Annotated in this window: 18 protein-coding genes and 1 riboswitch; of the genes, 16 read left to right on the top strand and 2 right to left on the bottom strand. The window is 31.8% G+C overall.

Annotation, left to right across the window (positions count from 1 at the left end; translation table 11 throughout):
• The first annotated feature begins 53 nt into the window (after positions 1–53).
• From AB3G39_RS10685 to AB3G39_RS10645, 9 genes are all read left to right on the top strand, one after another.
• On the top strand, positions 54–983 hold the full coding sequence (locus AB3G39_RS10685; protein WP_367752970.1) for a UDP-3-O-(3-hydroxymyristoyl)glucosamine N-acyltransferase: 930 nt from the start codon (positions 54–56) through the stop codon (positions 981–983).
• A gap of 2 nt (positions 984–985) precedes the next feature.
• On the top strand, positions 986–1,348 hold the full coding sequence (locus AB3G39_RS10680) for a nuclear transport factor 2 family protein (RefSeq protein WP_367769755.1): 363 nt from the start codon (positions 986–988) through the stop codon (positions 1,346–1,348).
• Between the two features lie 84 nt (positions 1,349–1,432).
• A complete protein-coding gene (gene sucD, locus AB3G39_RS10675; protein ID WP_367752974.1) occupies positions 1,433–2,305 on the top strand; it encodes a succinate--CoA ligase subunit alpha in 873 nt (290 codons plus the stop codon).
• Between the two features lie 88 nt (positions 2,306–2,393).
• On the top strand, positions 2,394–2,816 hold the full coding sequence (locus tag AB3G39_RS10670) for a hypothetical protein (RefSeq protein WP_367769757.1): 423 nt from the start codon (positions 2,394–2,396) through the stop codon (positions 2,814–2,816).
• Between the two features lie 121 nt (positions 2,817–2,937).
• Positions 2,938–3,034, top strand: a riboswitch (SAM-I-IV-variant riboswitch).
• Positions 3,035–3,094: 60 nt separating this feature from the next.
• A complete protein-coding gene (locus tag AB3G39_RS10665) occupies positions 3,095–4,417 on the top strand; it encodes a Na+/H+ antiporter NhaC family protein (RefSeq protein ID WP_369765125.1) in 1,323 nt (440 codons plus the stop codon).
• A 185-nt stretch (positions 4,418–4,602) separates the two neighbouring features.
• Positions 4,603–5,349, top strand: a complete 747-nt coding sequence (gene fabG / locus AB3G39_RS10660; RefSeq protein ID WP_367752977.1) for a 3-oxoacyl-[acyl-carrier-protein] reductase — start codon at positions 4,603–4,605, stop codon at positions 5,347–5,349.
• 79 nt (positions 5,350–5,428) lie between these two features.
• Positions 5,429–7,456 (top strand): hypothetical protein, encoded by a 2,028-nt coding sequence (locus AB3G39_RS10655; protein WP_369765124.1) that lies wholly within the window; start codon positions 5,429–5,431, stop codon positions 7,454–7,456.
• A gap of 20 nt (positions 7,457–7,476) precedes the next feature.
• Positions 7,477–8,376, top strand: a complete 900-nt coding sequence (locus tag AB3G39_RS10650; protein ID WP_367769764.1) for a LysR family transcriptional regulator — start codon at positions 7,477–7,479, stop codon at positions 8,374–8,376.
• Between the two features lie 144 nt (positions 8,377–8,520).
• A complete protein-coding gene (locus tag AB3G39_RS10645) occupies positions 8,521–9,426 on the top strand; it encodes a YeiH family protein (protein ID WP_369766280.1) in 906 nt (301 codons plus the stop codon).
• Here AB3G39_RS10645 and AB3G39_RS10640 read toward each other — a convergent pair.
• Positions 9,410–10,159 (bottom strand): YoaK family protein, encoded by a 750-nt coding sequence (locus AB3G39_RS10640; RefSeq protein WP_369753767.1) that lies wholly within the window; start codon positions 10,157–10,159, stop codon positions 9,410–9,412. The genes AB3G39_RS10645 and AB3G39_RS10640 overlap by 17 nt on opposite strands.
• A gap of 97 nt (positions 10,160–10,256) precedes the next feature.
• On the opposite strand from AB3G39_RS10640, the gene AB3G39_RS10635 reads away from it, so the two are divergent.
• Positions 10,257–11,261, top strand: coding sequence for a zinc dependent phospholipase C family protein (locus tag AB3G39_RS10635; RefSeq protein ID WP_369765123.1), 1,005 nt, complete (start codon positions 10,257–10,259; stop codon positions 11,259–11,261).
• Between the two features lie 54 nt (positions 11,262–11,315).
• Here AB3G39_RS10635 and AB3G39_RS10630 read toward each other — a convergent pair whose 3' ends face one another.
• Entirely contained in the window at positions 11,316–13,412 is a 2,097-nt protein-coding gene (locus AB3G39_RS10630) for an LTA synthase family protein (RefSeq protein WP_367769776.1), read from the bottom strand.
• 204 nt (positions 13,413–13,616) lie between these two features.
• On the opposite strand from AB3G39_RS10630, the gene AB3G39_RS10625 reads away from it, so the two are divergent.
• The 6 genes from AB3G39_RS10625 to AB3G39_RS10600 are packed head-to-tail and all read left to right on the top strand — an operon-like array spanning position 13,617 to position 18,765.
• On the top strand, positions 13,617–14,051 hold the full coding sequence (locus AB3G39_RS10625; RefSeq protein ID WP_367769779.1) for a thioredoxin family protein: 435 nt from the start codon (positions 13,617–13,619) through the stop codon (positions 14,049–14,051).
• Positions 14,052–14,056: 5 nt separating this feature from the next.
• On the top strand, positions 14,057–15,046 hold the full coding sequence (locus tag AB3G39_RS10620; RefSeq protein ID WP_367769781.1) for an FAD:protein FMN transferase: 990 nt from the start codon (positions 14,057–14,059) through the stop codon (positions 15,044–15,046).
• A complete protein-coding gene (locus tag AB3G39_RS10615) occupies positions 15,039–15,248 on the top strand; it encodes a DUF4266 domain-containing protein (RefSeq protein WP_367769783.1) in 210 nt (69 codons plus the stop codon). The genes AB3G39_RS10620 and AB3G39_RS10615 overlap by 8 nt, the downstream gene beginning before the upstream one ends.
• A gap of 10 nt (positions 15,249–15,258) precedes the next feature.
• Positions 15,259–16,704 (top strand): DUF3570 domain-containing protein, encoded by a 1,446-nt coding sequence (locus tag AB3G39_RS10610; protein ID WP_369765122.1) that lies wholly within the window; start codon positions 15,259–15,261, stop codon positions 16,702–16,704.
• Between the two features lie 13 nt (positions 16,705–16,717).
• Positions 16,718–17,380, top strand: a complete 663-nt coding sequence (locus AB3G39_RS10605; protein ID WP_369753775.1) for a response regulator transcription factor — start codon at positions 16,718–16,720, stop codon at positions 17,378–17,380.
• Between the two features lie 5 nt (positions 17,381–17,385).
• A complete protein-coding gene (locus AB3G39_RS10600) occupies positions 17,386–18,765 on the top strand; it encodes an ATP-binding protein (protein WP_369765121.1) in 1,380 nt (459 codons plus the stop codon).
• The last annotated feature ends 64 nt before the right edge of the window (positions 18,766–18,829 follow it).

Genomic DNA, 18,829 nt, shown 5'->3' with positions numbered 1-18,829 from the left:
CACTAGTAATTCTATTTTATTAGTGATTGAAAGCAAAGACTAAAAATAAATAAATGAAATTTACACAAGCACAATCTTTACTTGAAATTGCAAATTTGCTACAATGCGAATATGTTGGCAATGACAATTTTGAAGTTTTAGGAATGAATGAAATTCATGTTGTTGAACGCGGTGATATTGTTTTTGTTGATCATCCTAAGTATTATGATAAAGCATTAAATTCAGCAGCAACTATCATTTTAATAAATAAAAAAGTAGATTGTCCTCCTGGAAAAGCATTGTTAATTTCTGATGACCCGTTTAGAGATTTTAATACTTTAACAAAACATTTCAAACCTTTTCAATTTTCAAACGCTTCAATTTCTACTTCAGCTACAATTGGACAAGGTACTGTCGTACAGCCAAATAGTTTTGTAGGTAATCACGTTAAAATTGGAAAAAACTGCTTGATTCATTCTAATGTTTCGATTTACGATCATACAGTTATTGGCGACAATGTAATTATTCACGCAGGTACAATTTTGGGAGCTGACGCTTTTTACTATAAGAAACGTGAAGATGGTTTTGATCAATTACTTTCGGGTGGTAGAGTTGTAATTAAAGACAATGTTGGTATAGGTGCACTTTGTACAATTGACAAGGGGGTTACAGGTGATACAATCATTGGAGAAGGAACAAAAATTGACAATCAGGTACATGTTGGCCATGATACCGTGATTGGAAAAAAATGTCTTATCGCTTCACAAACTGGAATTGCAGGATGTGTAATTATTAAAGATGAAGTTACGATTTGGGGACAAGTAGGAACCACTAGCGGCATCACAATTGGAGAAAAAGCAGTAATTTTAGGGCAAACTGGAGTGACTAAATCGGTAGAAGGGGGTAAAACTTATTTCGGTACACCAATTGAAGAATCTAGAGAGAAGTTGAAACAACTGGCCAATATTAAAAGAATACCTGAGATACTCAATAAATTGAAATAATTATGTCGGCAAAAGAAATTATTCAAAAGTTTTACAAATCAGATGCGCTAATTGATAGTGACATTTTGAAAGATTATTTGCATTCTGATATCATTGTAGATTGGAATAGTAGTAAAGGATTTATTCAATTGGATTATGATTCTTTAGTGAGTCTCTCTAATGATTTGAGTAAAGCGTATGTTCGTTCGAAAGTAAGAATAAGTCATATCGTTTCAGAAAATGATATGGTTACGGTTCGTTATTCGCATTTTGTAAAAACAATAGAGAACCCTAGAGAAGAAATGTTATTGGCCCATTTTATTGCAATTTGGCAAATAAAAGACAATAAATTATATAGAGGTTATCAAATGAGTCAATTATCCTAATTTATTTGATAATAAAGGGCTAAAAATAATTTTCAAAACCTTACTTTTGCATCACAATTTTAAAAATCACATAAAATATATATCATGAGTGTTTTAGTTAATAAAGATTCCAAAATAATTGTTCAAGGATTTACAGGAAGCGAAGGAACTTTCCATGCTTCTCAAATGATTGAGTACGGTACAAACGTAGTTGGTGGTGTTACTCCAGGTAAAGGAGGATCAACTCATCTAGACAGACCTGTTTTCAATACTGTAAAAGACGCAGTTGAACAAGCTGGTGCTGACACAACAATCATTTTTGTACCACCTGCTTTTGCTGCGGACGCAATTATGGAAGCTGCTGATGCTGGAATAAAAGTAATTATCGCTATTACAGAAGGAATTCCTGTAGCTGATATGATCAAAGCAAATGCTTACGTAAAAGAAAGAAATGCTAGGTTAATAGGTCCTAACTGTCCTGGTATCATTACTCCAGGTGAAGCTAAAGTTGGTATTATGCCAGGTTTTGTATTTAAAAAAGGAACTGTAGGTATTGTTTCTAAATCAGGAACATTAACATATGAAGCGGCTGACCAAGTTGTAAAACAAGGATTAGGAATCACTACTGCAATTGGTATTGGTGGAGACCCAATCATTGGAACTACTACTAAAGAGGCAGTTGAATTATTGATGAATGACCCAGAAACAGAATGTATCGTTATGATAGGTGAGATAGGTGGTCAATTAGAAGCTGATGCTGCACATTGGATTAAAGCTGATGGTAACCGTAAGCCAGTTGTTGGTTTCATTGCAGGAGTTACTGCTCCAGCGGGTCGTACAATGGGTCACGCAGGTGCTATTGTTGGTGGATCAGATGATACTGCTGAAGCTAAAAAACAAATCATGAGAGAATGTGGAATTCACGTTGTAGATTCTCCAGCAGAAATTGGTAAAAAAGTTAAAGAAGTTATCGGATAATTGAAAAATTAGTGGTGATTTCAAGTCATTATAAAAATGCCTCACTTTTTTTGTGAGGCATTTTATTTAATATTAATACAAAAGAAAGATGTACAAAGAATTAAAAAAGTTTAAGGTAAGCGATAGCTTCACTTTTACAGCAGATGATAGCTTAGAGCAAGTATGCAACGCTTCTGAAGGAAGTGGTGTATTTTTAGTTTATGCAGTTGCAGATGAAAAAGAGTTAATCATGGTGGGTTCTACAGGAACTGTTCAAAACGATGGGTCTTTGAAAATCAAAAATGGTGGTTTGAAAGAAAAGATTGTTGAAGGACACCAGTTTGCAAAAACAGGAAGAAAATATTCTTGGCCAACACAAATGGTAAAAGAAGATATTAGCACTTTAGAAGTGGTTTGGTACGAAACTTTCAACGAGAATTCTAAGGGGATTCCAACATTCGTAGAAGGACAAGTGTTACAAAACTTCTTAGATGAAAATGGAAGATTACCAAAATGGAATGTGGCTTTCTAGTCAGTTTCAAAAATTATAATTTATTTATAAAAAGCTTTACTTCGGTAAGGCTTTTTTTTGGTTTTAAATTATAAAATCTACTTTACTATTGCTTTTTATATAAAATAATATTTACTTTTGCAGCCGTTATCACGAATCTCATAATGAGATAGCAACCTGCAACAACGAGCAAGGTGCTAAAACGATAAGCCAAATCCTTTGGAAAAAATGTTGTTTTACATTCCCATTTTTTTTTGCTTTAGTTTTCGTCATAATACTATCATTTTTAAAACTGATTTATGACTCATTTATTGAAAAAAAAGGGAAGTGCTTATGCTTTAATTCCTTTATTGATTTTTATTTTTACTTTTTTAGGAGCCGGAATTTGGCTTGATGACTTTTATGCTTTACCTGCTCCAATAGCGGTTTTAATTGGAATTATTGCTGCTTTTTTACTGTTCAAAGGTACAGCTGATGAAAAAGTAACCACCTTGATTGCAGGTTGCGGAGAGAGTAAAATTATGACCATGTGTTTGATTTATCTATTAGCAGGTGCTTTTGCAGTGGTTAGTAAAGCAATGGGAGGTGTTGATGCCGTGGTAAGTCTTGGAATTAATACTGTAGATGTGGCTTACTTTCCGTTGGGGATCTTTTTGATAGCCGCTTTTTTATCAACTGCTACAGGAACTTCTGTAGGTGCAATTGTGGCAATTGGGCCAATTGCGGTTGATTTGGCTAATTCTAGTGGCGCTTCATTGCCTTTGATTGCAGGTGCTTTGCTAGGTGGTTCGATGCTTGGAGATAATCTATCTATGATTTCGGATACTACAATTGCTGCGACACAATCCTTAGGTTGTGAATTGAAAGATAAATTTAAAATCAATTTATTCATTGCTTTTCCTGCTGCTATTATAACGATCGCAGTATTCTTTTATTTGGGATTGAATTCTGATATTACTGCAGTAGCTATTCCTAAAACAAGTTTTGAATGGATTGCAATTGTGCCTTATATTTTAGTAATTGTACTTGCATTGATTGGTGTTGATGTATTTTCTACCTTGATTATTGGAACTATATTGGCTGGATTAATTGGGTATTTTGGAAATCATTTTACGTTAATGGAATTTGCGCGAAAAATTCATGAAGGATTCACCAGTATGACCGAAATCTTTTTACTATCGATGCTGACTGGAGGTTTAGCCGCTATGGTGGATAAGGCTGGAGGTATTGATTTTTTATTGTACCAAATAAAAAAAAGCATTAAGAGTAAAAAATCAGCCCAAGCGGGGATAGGTGCTTTGGTGGGTTTTACTAATGTAGCTATTGCTAATAATACCGTTTCTATTGTTATTACTGGAGGAATTGCCAAGGAAATTAACGACGAATACAATTTAAGTTCCAAAAAAACAGCCGCCATTCTTGATATTTTTTCCTGTGTTATTCAAGGAATTTTGCCTTATGGTGCGCAAGTACTTTTGATTTTAAGTTTTGCTAATGGGAAACTTGATTTTATGGATTTGCTTGGGAATGCATGGTATCATCTATTTTTATTTATTTTTACTTTGGTAGCGATTTATAGTTCATTTTGGGATAAATTAGTAAAACGGTTTTTAGATATTTAAAATCGGGTCGATTTATAATGTTATTGAATTTGAAATTTTTTTTAAAAAAGGAATTATTCTATATTTGACGACTCTAAGATAGCCCTGATAGTAGTGGAAATCCTTTTATGTTTTTCTTTAAAACATAAAAGATTGAAGCGAATAGCGGGAATAGCTTCAAATAAAAATTAAACTAATTTTCGAATATGAAATTACTAGAAGGAAAAGTGGCCATTATAACAGGCGCAAGTCGCGGAATTGGGAAAGGAATCGCAGAAGTTTTTGCAAAACATGGAGCAAATGTGGCGTTTACTTACAGTTCATCTGTAGAATCGGCATTAGCATTAGAAAATGAATTGAATGCTTTGGGAATAAAAGCGAAAGGATACCAATCAAATGCCGCTGATTTTAATGAAGCGCAAACTATGGTTGAAGCTGTAATTGCTGAATTTGGTACTGTTGATATTTTAATCAATAATGCTGGAATTACAAAGGATAATTTGCTAATGCGTATGTCTGAAGAGGATTTTGACAAAGTAATTGATGTGAATTTGAAGTCGGTTTTCAATATGACTAAGGCAGTTCAAAAAACATTCTTGAAAAAACGTGCAGGTTCTATCATCAATATGAGTAGTGTAGTAGGGGTAAAAGGAAATGCAGGACAAACGAATTATGCGGCTTCTAAGGCTGGAGTTATTGGTTTTACTAAATCAGTAGCATTAGAATTGGGTTCTCGTAACATTCGTTGTAATGCGATTGCTCCAGGATTTATAGAAACAGAAATGACTGCAAAATTGAACGACGATGTGGTTCAAGGATGGAGAGATGGAATTCCGTTAAAACGTGGTGGTACTACTGAAGATGTTGCTAATGCATGTCTATTCTTAGCTTCAGATATGAGTTCTTATATCTCTGGGCAAGTATTGAATGTATGTGGAGGAATGCTTACGTAAAGAAATTATAAATTTTAAATGATGAATTTTAAATTATTGAAATCTTTCCATTTAAAATTCATCATTTAAAATAAAAAGAATGACTACAAACACGATCTTACTAATTCTACTTTCAATAGTAATTGCAGGCGGTTTGTCATTTTTTCAATATTTTTATAAAGCCAAAAACAAATCAAAGCTGAATTTGTTTTTGGCTTTATTGCGTTTTGCTTCCATTTTCGGGATATTATTGTTGCTGATAAATCCAGTTATAAAAACTAATACCTTAGAGATAGTAAAAACACCTTTACCTATTGTAGTAGATAATTCGAGTTCAATTGTGGCGCTTAAAGCGAATAATAAAGCGCAAGAATTATATACAGCTTTAGTTTCGAATACCGATTTACAAGATAAATTTGATATTCAGTCCTATCGATTTGATGCTAATTTTGAACCATCGGAAAAATTTGATTTTAAAGGATATCAAACGAATTTAGATGCAATAGCTAAAGATTTAAGAAGCATCAATAAAAATGCAGTTTTTCCAACCGTTATTATCACAGACGGAAACCAAACCAATGGTAATGAATATGTGTACAGTTTTGATTCAAATAATAAAGTTTTCCCATTAGTTGTAGGAGATACTGCAAAAGTGATGGATTTAAAAATCACGCAGCTGAATGTCAATAAATATGCATTTTATAAAAATAAATTTCCTGTAGAAGTATTTTTTCAATATTCAGGGGATAAAAATACTATAGCTGATTTCAGCATTTCGCAAGGAAACACGATTTTAAGTAAACAAAATATTTCCTTTTCGGCTACTAAAAAAACAGCAGTTGCTACTGTATTATTGCCTGCCAATAGAATAGGTTCTCAAGTGTTTAAAGCGACACTTTCGTCAAAAGAAAAAGAGGTGAATACCTATAACAATACGAAGAAATTTGCAGTAGAAGTAATTGATCAAAAGACCAATATCGCTATAATTACAGCAATCAATCATCCTGATGTTGCAGCATTTAAAAGAGCAATTGAATCTAATTCACAACGTAAAGTAACGGTGGTTAATCCTAAAGAAATCAATTCGTTACGTGATTTTACTATTTTAATGTTATACCAGCCAACAGCTGCATTTAAAAAAGTATTTGATGAAAATAAATTAGCTGGAATCAATACTTTTATTATCACAGGAACGCATACTGATTTTGCTTTTTTAAATCAACAGCAAAGCAATTTTGATTTTAAAATGAGTAGCCAAAAAGAAGATTATTTGGCTAGCTTTAATTCCCAATTCAATCTCTTTGCGACAGATGATATTGGATTTGAAAATTTCCCTCCCTTGGAAAATGCCTATGGAAAAGTTACTGTGAACGGACTGGTTTCGGTATTACTTTCTTCAAAAATAAGAAACATTGAAACAAACGCTCCTTTATTGGCGTTCTCTGAAAATCAAGGAAAACGCTCGGCCTACTTATTGGGTGAAAATAGTTGGAAATGGAGATTACAAAGTCACGTAGATAGCGACTCATTTGACAAATACGATCTTTTTATTGATAAGGTAATTCAGTTTTTGGCATCTAATAATTCTAAGAAATCATTGGTTGTTAATCATGAAACTTTTTATAATTCAGGAGAATCCATTGAAATTACTGCTCAGTACTTTAATAAGAATTATGAATTTGACGATAAAGCACGTTTAACAATTGCATTGGAGAACACAAAAACGAAGCAAACTAAAAACTATGATTTATTGAAAAGCAATAATGCCTATAAAGTAAATCTAGACGGACTGGCAGCAGGCAACTATAATTTTAGAGTAACTGAACTGAATTCTAAAACAAGTTATTCCAGTCATTTTGAAATATTAGATTTTGATATTGAAAAACAATTTGTCAATCCTGATGTAGATAAGTTGCAGCAATTAGCTGCGAACACAAAGGGACAAGCCTATTTTTCGGATCAAGTGAATCAATTAATAAAGTCACTTCTTGCAGATGAAAGTTATAAATCCATTCAAAAAAATAATGTGACGCGTTCTCCTTTAATTGATTGGTATTGGATGTTGGTTTTGATTGTAATTTTTCTATCTACCGAATGGTTTGTTAGGAAATACAATGGTTTATTGTAAATTAATAATAAAAAACGAGTATGGATTTTAGACTCAAAGTATTTTATACTGTTGCAAACCGTTTGAGTTTTACTAAAGCTGCACTAGAGTTGTTTATCACTCAACCTGCTGTTTCAAAGCACATACAGGAATTAGAAGAACAATATCAAATTAAACTTTTTGATAGAAATGGAAATAAAGTTTCCCTGACACTTGCTGGTCAAACGTTGTTGAGTCATACTAATAAAATTCTTGAAATTTATAGAGATGTTGATTTTGATATGAGTTCGTTAATCAATCAACAACGAGGATTGTTGCGAATAGGAGCGAGCACCACTATTTCTCAATATATCATTCCGCCTTTGTTAGCGCGTTTTCATCAAAAATTGAAGGATGTTAAAGTGAATTTGAGAAATGGAAACACAGAGCAAATTGAAAATGCATTACTAAATAAAGAAATTGAGATTGGTATTGTAGAGGGACAATCGAAGAACAAATTAATTAAATACACTCCTTATTTAAAAGATGAACTGGTTTTGGTTTGTAATTTAAATAATCCTTTAGTTTCTAAAACTGAAATAACAAAAGATGATCTTTTGAATATGCGTTTTTTAATGCGGGAACAAGGTTCTGGAACACTAGAAGTAATTGAATATGCTTTAAAACCATTAGATATTAATTTATCTCAATTGCTAATTGAGATGGAATTGGGCAGTACTGAAAGTATTAAATCTTATTTAATGAATTCAGATTGTGTTGCTTTTATTTCGATACATGCGATAGAAAAAGAGCTGAAAAATCAAGAATTAGTAATTCTAGATATAAAAAATTTAACAATAGAAAGGTTTTTCTATATTATCAGTTTACAAGGAAAAACCGACGCACTTTCGGAATTATTTATAAAAAATATCGCAGGTTATTATAACTTGAAGTTATGGTAGATTATTAAATACGATTGGCAATTACTGTTTAATCGTTAGATCTTTGTAAAGTAATAATACAATTACTTTACGATGGAAAATCAATCTTATCTAGTTTCAAATAAATCTACTTTTCTTTTTGAAATTAAGAAGTGGCAACAGCAAATGTTTTTTATTTTTCTGATACTAATTTGCCTGTCGGGTTTTATTTCTCCTCCAATTGCCCTTTTATTAGGTTTAGTTGTAGCTAATTTGGCAGGGCATCCGTTTTTACATTTAAATCATAAAGCAACTACTATTTTACTGCAAGTTTCTGTTGTAGGATTGGGGTTTGGCATGAATGTAAACAGTGCTTTATCTGCTGGGAAAGAAGGTTTTTTATTTACTATAGCCTCAATTTTTAGTACATTAACTTTAGGCTTTTTCATTGGTAAATGGTTTAGTATTGAAAAGAAAACGTCCCATTTAATTTCATGTGGAACTGCCATTTGTGGCGGAAGTGCCATTGCAGCAATTGCTCCTGTCATTAAATCTGATGAGAAACAAACTTCGGTGGCTTTAGGAGTCATTTTTATTTTGAATTCAGTTGCTTTGTTTCTTTTTCCTGCCGTTGGACATTGGTTGCATTTAACACAACATGAATTTGGTTTGTGGTGTGCCATTGCGATTCATGATACCAGCTCAGTAGTTGGAGCAGCTAATAAATATGGTTCAGAGGCATTACAAATCGCTACAACAGTAAAATTAGCGAGAGCATTATGGATTATTCCAGTGGCATTAATTACATCTTACTTATTTAAAAATCAAAAAAGTAAAATCAAAATCCCTTATTTTATTGGGTTATTTATCTTAGCGATGCTCTGTAACACATTTGTTCCACAAACAGCTCTTGTAGCGCCTTATTTAGTTTCAATTGCCAAAACGGGTCTTACAGTTACTTTATTTCTAATAGGGGCGGGTTTAAATTGGAAAATTTTAAAAACAGTAGGTGTTAAACCATTATTGCAAGGGGTTTTACTTTGGGGTTTTATTGCTATTGCAGCTTTAGTATCTATTATCTATTTAAGTTAGTGCTTTGAGTAAGCTTTTTTCTTTTGACAGCTAAAAAACGCAAGCGAATAGAATCATACATTAGCGCAATTAAAAGAAAAAAGACACCAACTAATAGTGTTTTTATTTTGAGAAAAGTATAGATGTAACCTCCAGAAATACAACCGATAAAGAAAAAAGTTATGATAGATAATCGCAAAGAGATGCTAGCATTTAATCTCTTTTTTTCATTTTGTTTTTTATAAAAAAACAATTGAGACAGTTCAATACCTAAATCAGTGAAAAGACCAGTAAGATGAGTAGTTCTTACCGTCGATTGAGATATTTTTGTTACCAAAGAATTTTGTATTCCCATAGCAAAAAGCATTGCAAAAGCAATCATTTTTCCTTCTAAAGTATATAAATCGGCTTGAATACCGAAAAACCCCACTAAAGTTAAAATAGCTATCTCCATTGAAATAGGTATGATATGTAATAAATGGGGATGTTTTATTGAAACCCATTCTGCCATAAAATTAGAAGTAAAAGCCCCCATTAGGAAGAAAATAGTAAATACAAAAAAAGTAATTGCAGCAGTATAATTGTGTTTTATCACTTCTTCGGCAAAAAAAGCAAAATGACCAGTCACATTAGTAGTCAGTGTCTTTACTGCCAAAACTCCAGTTATATTTACTATTCCAGCAACAAATGAAAGTAAAGTAGCCAAACGCAAATTGTGAATAAATGTTCTGTTTTTTCCTTGATGCCGAAACATAATTAATACTGTTTTGTTAATTGTTGTAATCTTAAACTGATATTTTTTTTAATTGTATAAAAATAAAATACATTTGTAACTCATATAAATAAATGTAATGAAAAATATCAAGTTTAAGCCTACGGTAGTGACGTTAACTGCAGTAGTTATTTGTTTCTTAACTGTTTCTTGGGGAATTGTAGGACATGAAAGAATTAATAAAGCAGCAGTGATGGCTTTACCAAAGTCACTTCAGGTTTTCTTTTATAACCACATCGATTTTATTACGCAAGAATCGACTGTTCCTGATTTAAGGAAATATATTTTACAAGATAAGGCCGAAGGACCTAGACATTATTTTGACATGGAGAATTTTGGTTCGGTAGATAGTTTTCCAAAAACTATGGCAGAAGCCAAGAAGAAATACGATGATAAATTTTTGTCTAAAAACGGAACTTTGCCTTGGCACATTCAGGAAATGATGGAGAAGTTGACTCAAGCTTTTAAAGACAAAAGAAAATCAGAAATCTTATTTATTGCAGCTGATTTAGGTCATTATATAGCAGATGCTCACATGCCGTTGCATACTTCAGATAACCACGACGGTCAATTTACGGATCAAAAAGGAATTCATGCTTTGTGGGAAAGTAGATTGCCAGAATTATTTGTTAAAAACTATAAATTTACGGTTGCTCCTGCCCATTATTATGAAGATGTAAACAAAGCGACTTGGGACTTGATTAAGGACACCCATAGCTTAGTACCAGCATTATTAGCTGCAGATAAAGGATTGAGAACTTCATTACCAACAAATCAAATTTTTGTTACAGATACAGAGGGAAATATTGTAAAAAATAAATACAACGGAGTAAAATATACCGATGAATATGCAGGGAAATTCAATACTGCTTTAAACGGTATGGTGGAAAGCCAAATGAAGAAAGCAGTTACCGCTACAGCTAGTTTTTGGTATACGGCTTGGGTAAATGCAGGAAAACCAGATTTAAGTAATTTAGATGCTTCCTCACTGACAAAACGTAATGCTAAGTGTTTGAAAAAAGACAATCAACTTTTCAAAAAAGGAGATTTATTTGGAATAGAAAGTGATAAAGACGCTGAATAAATAATTTTAATAATAACAAAAAAGCCTGTGATTTTCACAGGCTTTTTTGTTAAATTAATTCTTCTGATATTTCTTTTTCTTTAGCATATCTGATGCGGTTTGATAGAATGAAATAGTTTCATTTACTAAATCCATTCGGCTTTTATCTAGTGGTTTCTCATCATAATAAATTTGAAAATCGGCACCAACTCCAGGCTTTGGCAATAGTGTCAATTGGTATTGCTTATAGGCTTGTTTAGGTGAAATAATGGTCAAAACATTATCTTTTATCAATCCTAAATCTTGATAAGTAGCAATTAATGCTCTAGGTTTATAATCTGGTTTTAAAACATCCTGACCATAAAACTTAGATTGATAATTAAAATTCAAAAGACCAAAAACGGTAGGCATAATGTCTATTTGTGACATTAGTTTATTATACTGTTGTGGCTGTATAAATCCTGGGCTATAAATCATAGCTGGAATTCTATATTTGTCCAAAGGCATTTCGGTTTTTCCAGCACTTGAAGCACAATGATCGGCAAGAATTACAAAAACCGTATTGGCGAACCAAGGCTGTTTTTTTGCTTTTTCAAAGAAATTTTTCATAGCAAAATCAGTGTATTTTACACCTCCATCACGTGATTTAGCATCTCCAGGAATGTCAATTTTGTTGTTTGGATAAGTAAAGGGTCTGTGATTACTTACCGTCATAATATGATTAAAGAAAGGTTTGTTTTCATTTGCTTCAGCGTTCATGACCTTTATGGCTTTGTTGTACATGTCTTCATCACAAACTCCCCACACGTTCGAAAAAGTGATTTCTTCAGGTTTAAACGTCTTTTTGTCTACGATATCATATCCATTTCCTGAAAAGAAATCTTCCATATTATCAAAAAAGGAATCTCCTCCATACAAGTATTTTACATTATATCCTTTTTGCTTAAATAAACTTCCTGTTGTAAATTTGTCTTTATTGTCTTTTCTTTTCACTACACTTTCACCTGCAGTAGGAGGTAAGCATAGTGTTACGGCTTCCAATCCACGAACAGTTCTGTTTCCAGAAGCATAAAAATTGGTAAACAGCAAACTTTGTTTTGCTAAACTATCTAGAAAAGGAGTGATTTTTTTATCGCTTCCATAAGCTTCCATAAAGTCAGCACTATAGCTTTCAATTGTAATTAACACTACATTTTTATGCATTTCAGCAGCAGCACTTTTGATATCTCTTAAAGTAGATTCATTTGAAATACCTGGAATTTGTTGAGAAAGTAAGGTATATGCTTCTTTTTCTGGTAGTGTTTTATAGAATTTAAAATAATCCAATTCACTATTCATGAAAGCCAAATAAAACTTATAAATCCCGTTTGCTTGCAATTCATTAGCAAATATATTTTGAGAATTTTCTTGATTTGCCAATGAAGGAATAACAAATAAGGAACTTACAAATAAAACTAAATATAATCCTGATATTTTAATTTTCTCTACAAATGTTGGAATGTTGTCAATATAGTTTTTTGATTTACCAACAATAAAATAGGTAACGATTCCAGCAATAAGGAATAATCCTGAAAATAATGGAATGACAGGATAGGATTCCATGATATTTCCAATTACTTCATTAGTATAAACTAAATAATTTACAGCAATAAAATTATATTTCACTCCAAATTCATTCCAGAAAAAATATTCACTTATGGCATTTTGTAAAATCAAAACAACAAATAGAAACATAACAAAACTAAAAAGCCAAAATCGAATCTTATCTCTGTGTTTTGGCAAAAAAAGCAATAAACCAAACAAGCCTGTTTTGATTCCTACAAATGCCAAACCTATTTCGGGTAAAGCACCACCATACTCATTAAGTATTGATTTTCCTGAAAGAATGTATAAAAACAAAGCAATTAATAGCCCAAAAAAAATATAGCCATATGGTTTTAAATATTTTGCATTGGATATAAAAATAAGATACAGCCATAAAAAACCACTTGCCAATATAAAAACAAAAATATCCGAGACAAAACCTAATGTAAATATTTTGATTGCGTCTATTCCTTTGAAAGAGGCTTGTGTAATAGGATGAAAAAGTAAAACGATTCTTAATATAAAACTTACTAAAACGTAAAACAGGGTAAGGTTATAAAAAGGGGATAATTTTTTAAAAAAAGACATAGCTAGTTAGTTTTATGCAAAAATATGCAATTTGGTACATATTAGTACTAAATTTTTTATGGTATTGTATTCTTAATTTTGGCTTAAGAACTCTTTAGGATAACAATAATCACTTTGTTTTTGAGTTAAGTTTGTAAAATATTATATTCCATAAGTTTATAAGAATATTTTCAATCAATAATGCTCACAAAATAAAAATATAAAATGAAAAAAAACATGCTATTACTATTGTTTTTTATTGGAACAATAGGATATTCACAAGATTGGAAAACGGATATTAATCTTGCAAAACAAGAAGCAGTTGCACAAAACAAACCCATTTTACTTGTTTTCTCTGGTTCTGATTGGTGTGCACCTTGCATAAAGTTAGATAAAACGATTTGGCAATCTGCAGAATTCAAGAAATATGCAACTGAACATTTGGTTTTAGAACGTGCCGATTTTCCAAAGAAAAAGCAAAATCAATTAGAAGCACAAATCAAGAAACAAAATCAAGATCTTGCTGAAATATATAATAAGGATGGAATTTTTCCTTTGGTTGTTGTATTAGATGCTACTGGAAAAGTATTGGGCACTACAAGTTATAAAAATATTTCTCCAACGGAATATATTGGGTTGCTTAATTCATTTTTAAAATAATGACAATGCGACAATTATCTTCCTGTATTTTCTTTTTTGTAGTATTTGCAACTTCGGCTCAGGTTACCCAAAAAAGAACTTTATCGATGTTAGGAAGCCCGTTTGAAATGATTGTTGTAGCTAAAGATATTCCAGAAGCCGATGGATATATTGATATGGCTGTAGCGGAAGTCTCTCGAATTGAACATTTAATTTCCGACTGGATTCCAACAACACCAATATCCGAAGTCAATAGAAATGCAGGAATTAAACCAGTAAAAGTACCTCAAGAGGTATTTGATTTGGTTGGGAGAGCGATGAAAATATCAGAGTTAACTTCAGGAGCATTTGATATTAGTTATGCTTCAATGGATAAAATTTGGAAATTTGACGGAAGCATGACAAGGATGCCAACAACTGAAGAGATTAAAAATTCGGTTAGTAAAGTAGGATATAAAAATATCATATTAGATCCAAAAAACACAACTATTTTTCTTAAAAATGAAGGAATGAAATTGGGTTTAGGAGGTATTGGTCAGGGCTTTATTGCTGATAAAATTAAAACTATGCTCATCGGCAAAGGGGTAGTTGCTGGAATAGTGAATATCTCTGGAGATATCAATACTTGGGGTAAACAACTCGATGGAGAGAAATGGAAAGTGGGAATTAAAAACCCAATGAATAAGGATAAAATTTTCGCTACTTTTCCACTCGAAGATAGTTCTGTTGAAACATCAGGGAGTTATGAAAAGTATGTTACATTCAATGGTAAACGCTATTCTCATATCATTGACACCAGAACGGGTTATCCAGCATCAGGTGTGATTAGTGTCTCTGTTTTTGCTAAATCAACCGAATTAGCAGATGCACTAGCCACAGGTATTTTTGTACTTGGAGTTGATGTTGGTTTAGATTTGGTGAATCAACTGCCCGGAATTGGCTGTATTTATGTTGACGATAAAGGAAAAATATCCACCTCAAAAAATATTGATTTAAAAAATTATAAAAATGAATAAATGGCCCTTTTTTTTAGTTTTAGTCCTAGCAATGCAATCTTGTGTCGCTGTGAAAGAATATGATAAATTATATATCAATGATCCCGACATGAAGTTAGCTGCAAAGCCAGCTGAAAAATACGAGACTACTTTTCAAGTATACCGTGAAGCTGCCGCAGGTGCAAACGGAGGAAAAACAGGTGGTGGTTGCGGATGCAATTAATTTATTAAAGATGAAAAAAATATTAATTGCAATTGTTGTATTGATTAATTTCACTGCTTTTGCACAAGAAAAAGAAACTGCTACTACTTTTAAAAAGAGGGTTTTAGAAAATACAGAAGTGGATTTTTTATTGAGTTATTACAATCAAGATGGGACACATTCACCAGTTAACGGAGGTATCGGTTCCGAAAAATTAACAGATGTTGCCTCCAATATTGTTATAGCAGTGCCGATTAATGATGATGATGTATTAACATTCGATGTTGGAATCTCTACTTATACATCAGCGTCTTCCAGTAATATTAATCCTTTTAATTCCAATAAAAGTTCTACATCAACATCTTCTGGCGCTTCGGGGAAAACGACTTCTACAACAGTAAGTTCTGCACCTTACGGAACACCTTGGCAAGCTTCTTCCGGAGCTTCGAAGAGTGATCAATTGGCTTCAGTTTCGGCAAATTACAGTCATAGTTCAGACAATAGAAATAATTTGTGGAATGCTGATATTGCTGTATCAAATGAATTTGATTATACTTCGTTTGGGTTTGGTGGTGGGTACACTAAATTATTCAATGAAAAAAACACGGAGATTAGTTTGAAAGCGAATGCTTATCTGGATCAATGGAGACCCATTTATCCAACTGAATTGCATGAATATGCCACTTACGGTGCTAACTTTCAAAATCAAGGATATTTAACTGGTGTTACAATTATGGATCGATATGGTAATAAATCAACGAATTATTTGCCGTCTGCTTTTACACCTTATACTAATTCAAATAGAAATTCGTATTCTGCTTCGATTTCCTTTTCACAAATCATGACTAAAAAGATTCAATTATCAATATTTATGGATCTTTTGAAGCAAGAAGGATTATTAGCTACACCGTATCAAAGGGTTTATTTTGCTGATAAAGCCAACTATTATATTGGACAATCACAATATATTCCAGTGTATGGATCTTATGATAACAAAGGAGTATATCAATTAGCAGATGATAAAGAAAGGTTACCTAGTACTCGATTTAAAATTCCTATTGGTGCTCGTCTAAATTTTTACATCAATGAATATGTAGTTGCAAGAGCATATTATAGATATTATCAGGACAATTGGGGGATTCAAGCACATACGGCATCAATAGAGTTGCCTATAAAAATAAATTCAAAATTTACGGCGTATCCAATGTATCGCTACTATACGCAAACAGCATCTGATTATTTTGCACCTTATGAACAGCACCTTTCAACCGAAAAATATTATACCTCCGATTATGATTTATCTAAATTTGTAAGCAATCAATATGGGCTTGGTTTTACGTATACGGATATATTTGCTAGAGCAAGAATCTTTGTTTTAGGATTAAAATCAATAGATTTGCGATTGAATCATTATCAAAGGAGTGATGGTTTAGCTGCAAATATTGCTTCTTTTGGGTTTAAATTTGAAGTACAATAAAACAATTTAATAAATGCATATATTAATAGTTGAAGATGAATTAGGTATTATTCAATTTTTGCAACAAGGTTTGGAAGAAGAAGGGTATAACATCACTTGTGCATCCGATGGTTTACAAGGGTTTGAATTAATTCAAAAGAACAACTTTGATTTAATTTTATTAGATTGGATGTTGCCTAAAATGAGTGGTTTGGATTTGTGTAAAGCCATCAGAATCAAAGATACCAAAGTGCCTATTCTTTTTTTAACAGCTAAAGATACGATTCAGGAAACGATAGAAGGGTTGAAAGCGGGAGCCAATGATTATATAAAAAAACCTTTTAGTTTTGAAGAATTGGTAGAGCGAATCAAGATTCACTTTCGAAACCTAAATAAAGAAGAAATTCTGAATTTAGGGACTATTGAAATCAATAGAACAAAGCACATCGTATCAGTTAAACAAGAAGAAGTTTCATTGACACAGCGTGAATTTGAGTTGTTGTATTATCTCATTAAAAACAAAGGTAAAGTATGTACAAGAAATCAAATAATTGAAGATGTTTGGGACATCCATTTTGAATATGATACCGGTGTAATTGATGTTTTTATCAATGCTATTCGTAAAAAATTAAATTTAAAAATTGAAGAAGATTACATTAAAACAGTTCGTGGTGTAGGTTACATAGCTAATGACTAATAAATATGCAACAACTTTCTTTTAAAAATAGAATTGCTTCTAATTATATAATCACAACTGCACTTTTAATTTTTGTGGTGTTTTTTGCTATACATTCTATCGTAAAATTTAGTGTTTATAATCACGTAAATACTGATATTTCAAAAGAGGTCAACAACCATTTGAATGAAATAGAAATTAAAAACAACTCTTTTTTCCTAATCCATATGGAAGAATGGAAAGAAAGAGAGCACAATACGGTTGATGTAAATCCTGTATTTATTGAATTTTTGGATGCAAATGGGGATGTTCTTGAAAAATCACCTAATTTAAAGAATCAAATTTTATATTTTAATAAATCTGTTCCAGACAATGAATTGTTTGACTCAAAAATTTTAAAAAATAAAATTCGTCAAATTCAAGTTCCTATCTATCAAAATGAAAAAGTAATTGGTTATTTAATAATTGCTATGTCGCTTGAAGATGCTTCCATGGTACTTCAAAATTTATCCGAAATATTAATTATTGCTTATCCTTTAATTCTATTAATACTTTTTCTTATCGCTCGATTTATTGCAGGTAGAAGTATAAAACCAATCAGTTCTATTATAGAAACCTCAAATATTATTACAAAGGATAATTTAAAATCCAGAATTCCATTGCCACAAAAAAAAGACGAACTTTATGTTTTATCAAAAACGATAAATAATCTTTTAGATCGAATTGAAACAGCAGTTGAAAGAGAAAGACAATTTACCTCAGATGCTTCTCATGAATTACGAACACCTTTAACAGTCATTAAAGGAACATTAGAAGTTTTAATACGAAAACCGCGCAATCAAGAAGAGTATCATGATAAAGTTAATTATTGTATTACTGAAGTAAATCGCTTAAATAATATTGTTGACCAACTACTTTTACTGGCAAGATATGAGAATCAAAATCAATCTATTAAAATAGAAAATGTTTGTTTGAATGCCATATTATTAGATACTATTTCTAGATTTTCTACTTTAATTCAGTCTAATAATATTCAGGTTAACACACAATTTACAAATGAAATATATGTAAAAAGTGACCGCTACTTAGTGTCCATTATTATTAATAATATTGTCTCGAACGCAATTAAATATTCAAATTATGATGGTCAGTTGGCAATTGTATTAACTGAATTAGAAGGAAAAGTGACATGTCACATATCTGATTCAGGGATTGGAATTCCAAAAGAAGATTTACAAAAAATATTTAACCCTTTTTTTCGTTCTCAATCTACAGATCATCCAGATATTAAAGGGACTGGTTTAGGACTTTCGATTGTTAGTAGATTATGTAAATTACTGAACATTAAAGTTACTATTTCTAGTCAAGAAAATGAGGGAACACAAGTGGAACTTAACTTTCATTAAGTATTCTTTAAGTATCCCTTAAGACTATCTTAAGTTAATCCCTATCTTTATATTTTACTTTTGA

The organism is Flavobacterium sp. WC2416 (assembly GCF_041200095.1).
Lineage (GTDB): Bacteria > Bacteroidota > Bacteroidia > Flavobacteriales > Flavobacteriaceae > Flavobacterium.
This window is presented reverse-complemented; position numbering and strand designations above follow the sequence as displayed.

Coding starts and splice junctions, on each gene's coding strand:
- AB3G39_RS10685 (WP_367752970.1), top strand. CDS start 54: ATGAAATTTACACAAGCACAATCTTTACTTGAAATTGCAAATTTGCTA.
- AB3G39_RS10680 (WP_367769755.1), top strand. CDS start 986: ATGTCGGCAAAAGAAATTATTCAAAAGTTTTACAAATCAGATGCGCTA.
- sucD (WP_367752974.1), top strand. CDS start 1,433: ATGAGTGTTTTAGTTAATAAAGATTCCAAAATAATTGTTCAAGGATTT.
- AB3G39_RS10670 (WP_367769757.1), top strand. CDS start 2,394: ATGTACAAAGAATTAAAAAAGTTTAAGGTAAGCGATAGCTTCACTTTT.
- AB3G39_RS10665 (WP_369765125.1), top strand. CDS start 3,095: ATGACTCATTTATTGAAAAAAAAGGGAAGTGCTTATGCTTTAATTCCT.
- fabG (WP_367752977.1), top strand. CDS start 4,603: ATGAAATTACTAGAAGGAAAAGTGGCCATTATAACAGGCGCAAGTCGC.
- AB3G39_RS10655 (WP_369765124.1), top strand. CDS start 5,429: ATGACTACAAACACGATCTTACTAATTCTACTTTCAATAGTAATTGCA.
- AB3G39_RS10650 (WP_367769764.1), top strand. CDS start 7,477: ATGGATTTTAGACTCAAAGTATTTTATACTGTTGCAAACCGTTTGAGT.
- AB3G39_RS10645 (WP_369766280.1), top strand. CDS start 8,521: ATGTTTTTTATTTTTCTGATACTAATTTGCCTGTCGGGTTTTATTTCT.
- AB3G39_RS10640 (WP_369753767.1), bottom strand. CDS start 10,159: ATGTTTCGGCATCAAGGAAAAAACAGAACATTTATTCACAATTTGCGT.
- AB3G39_RS10635 (WP_369765123.1), top strand. CDS start 10,257: ATGAAAAATATCAAGTTTAAGCCTACGGTAGTGACGTTAACTGCAGTA.
- AB3G39_RS10630 (WP_367769776.1), bottom strand. CDS start 13,412: ATGTCTTTTTTTAAAAAATTATCCCCTTTTTATAACCTTACCCTGTTT.
- AB3G39_RS10625 (WP_367769779.1), top strand. CDS start 13,617: ATGAAAAAAAACATGCTATTACTATTGTTTTTTATTGGAACAATAGGA.
- AB3G39_RS10620 (WP_367769781.1), top strand. CDS start 14,057: ATGCGACAATTATCTTCCTGTATTTTCTTTTTTGTAGTATTTGCAACT.
- AB3G39_RS10615 (WP_367769783.1), top strand. CDS start 15,039: ATGAATAAATGGCCCTTTTTTTTAGTTTTAGTCCTAGCAATGCAATCT.
- AB3G39_RS10610 (WP_369765122.1), top strand. CDS start 15,259: ATGAAAAAAATATTAATTGCAATTGTTGTATTGATTAATTTCACTGCT.
- AB3G39_RS10605 (WP_369753775.1), top strand. CDS start 16,718: ATGCATATATTAATAGTTGAAGATGAATTAGGTATTATTCAATTTTTG.
- AB3G39_RS10600 (WP_369765121.1), top strand. CDS start 17,386: ATGCAACAACTTTCTTTTAAAAATAGAATTGCTTCTAATTATATAATC.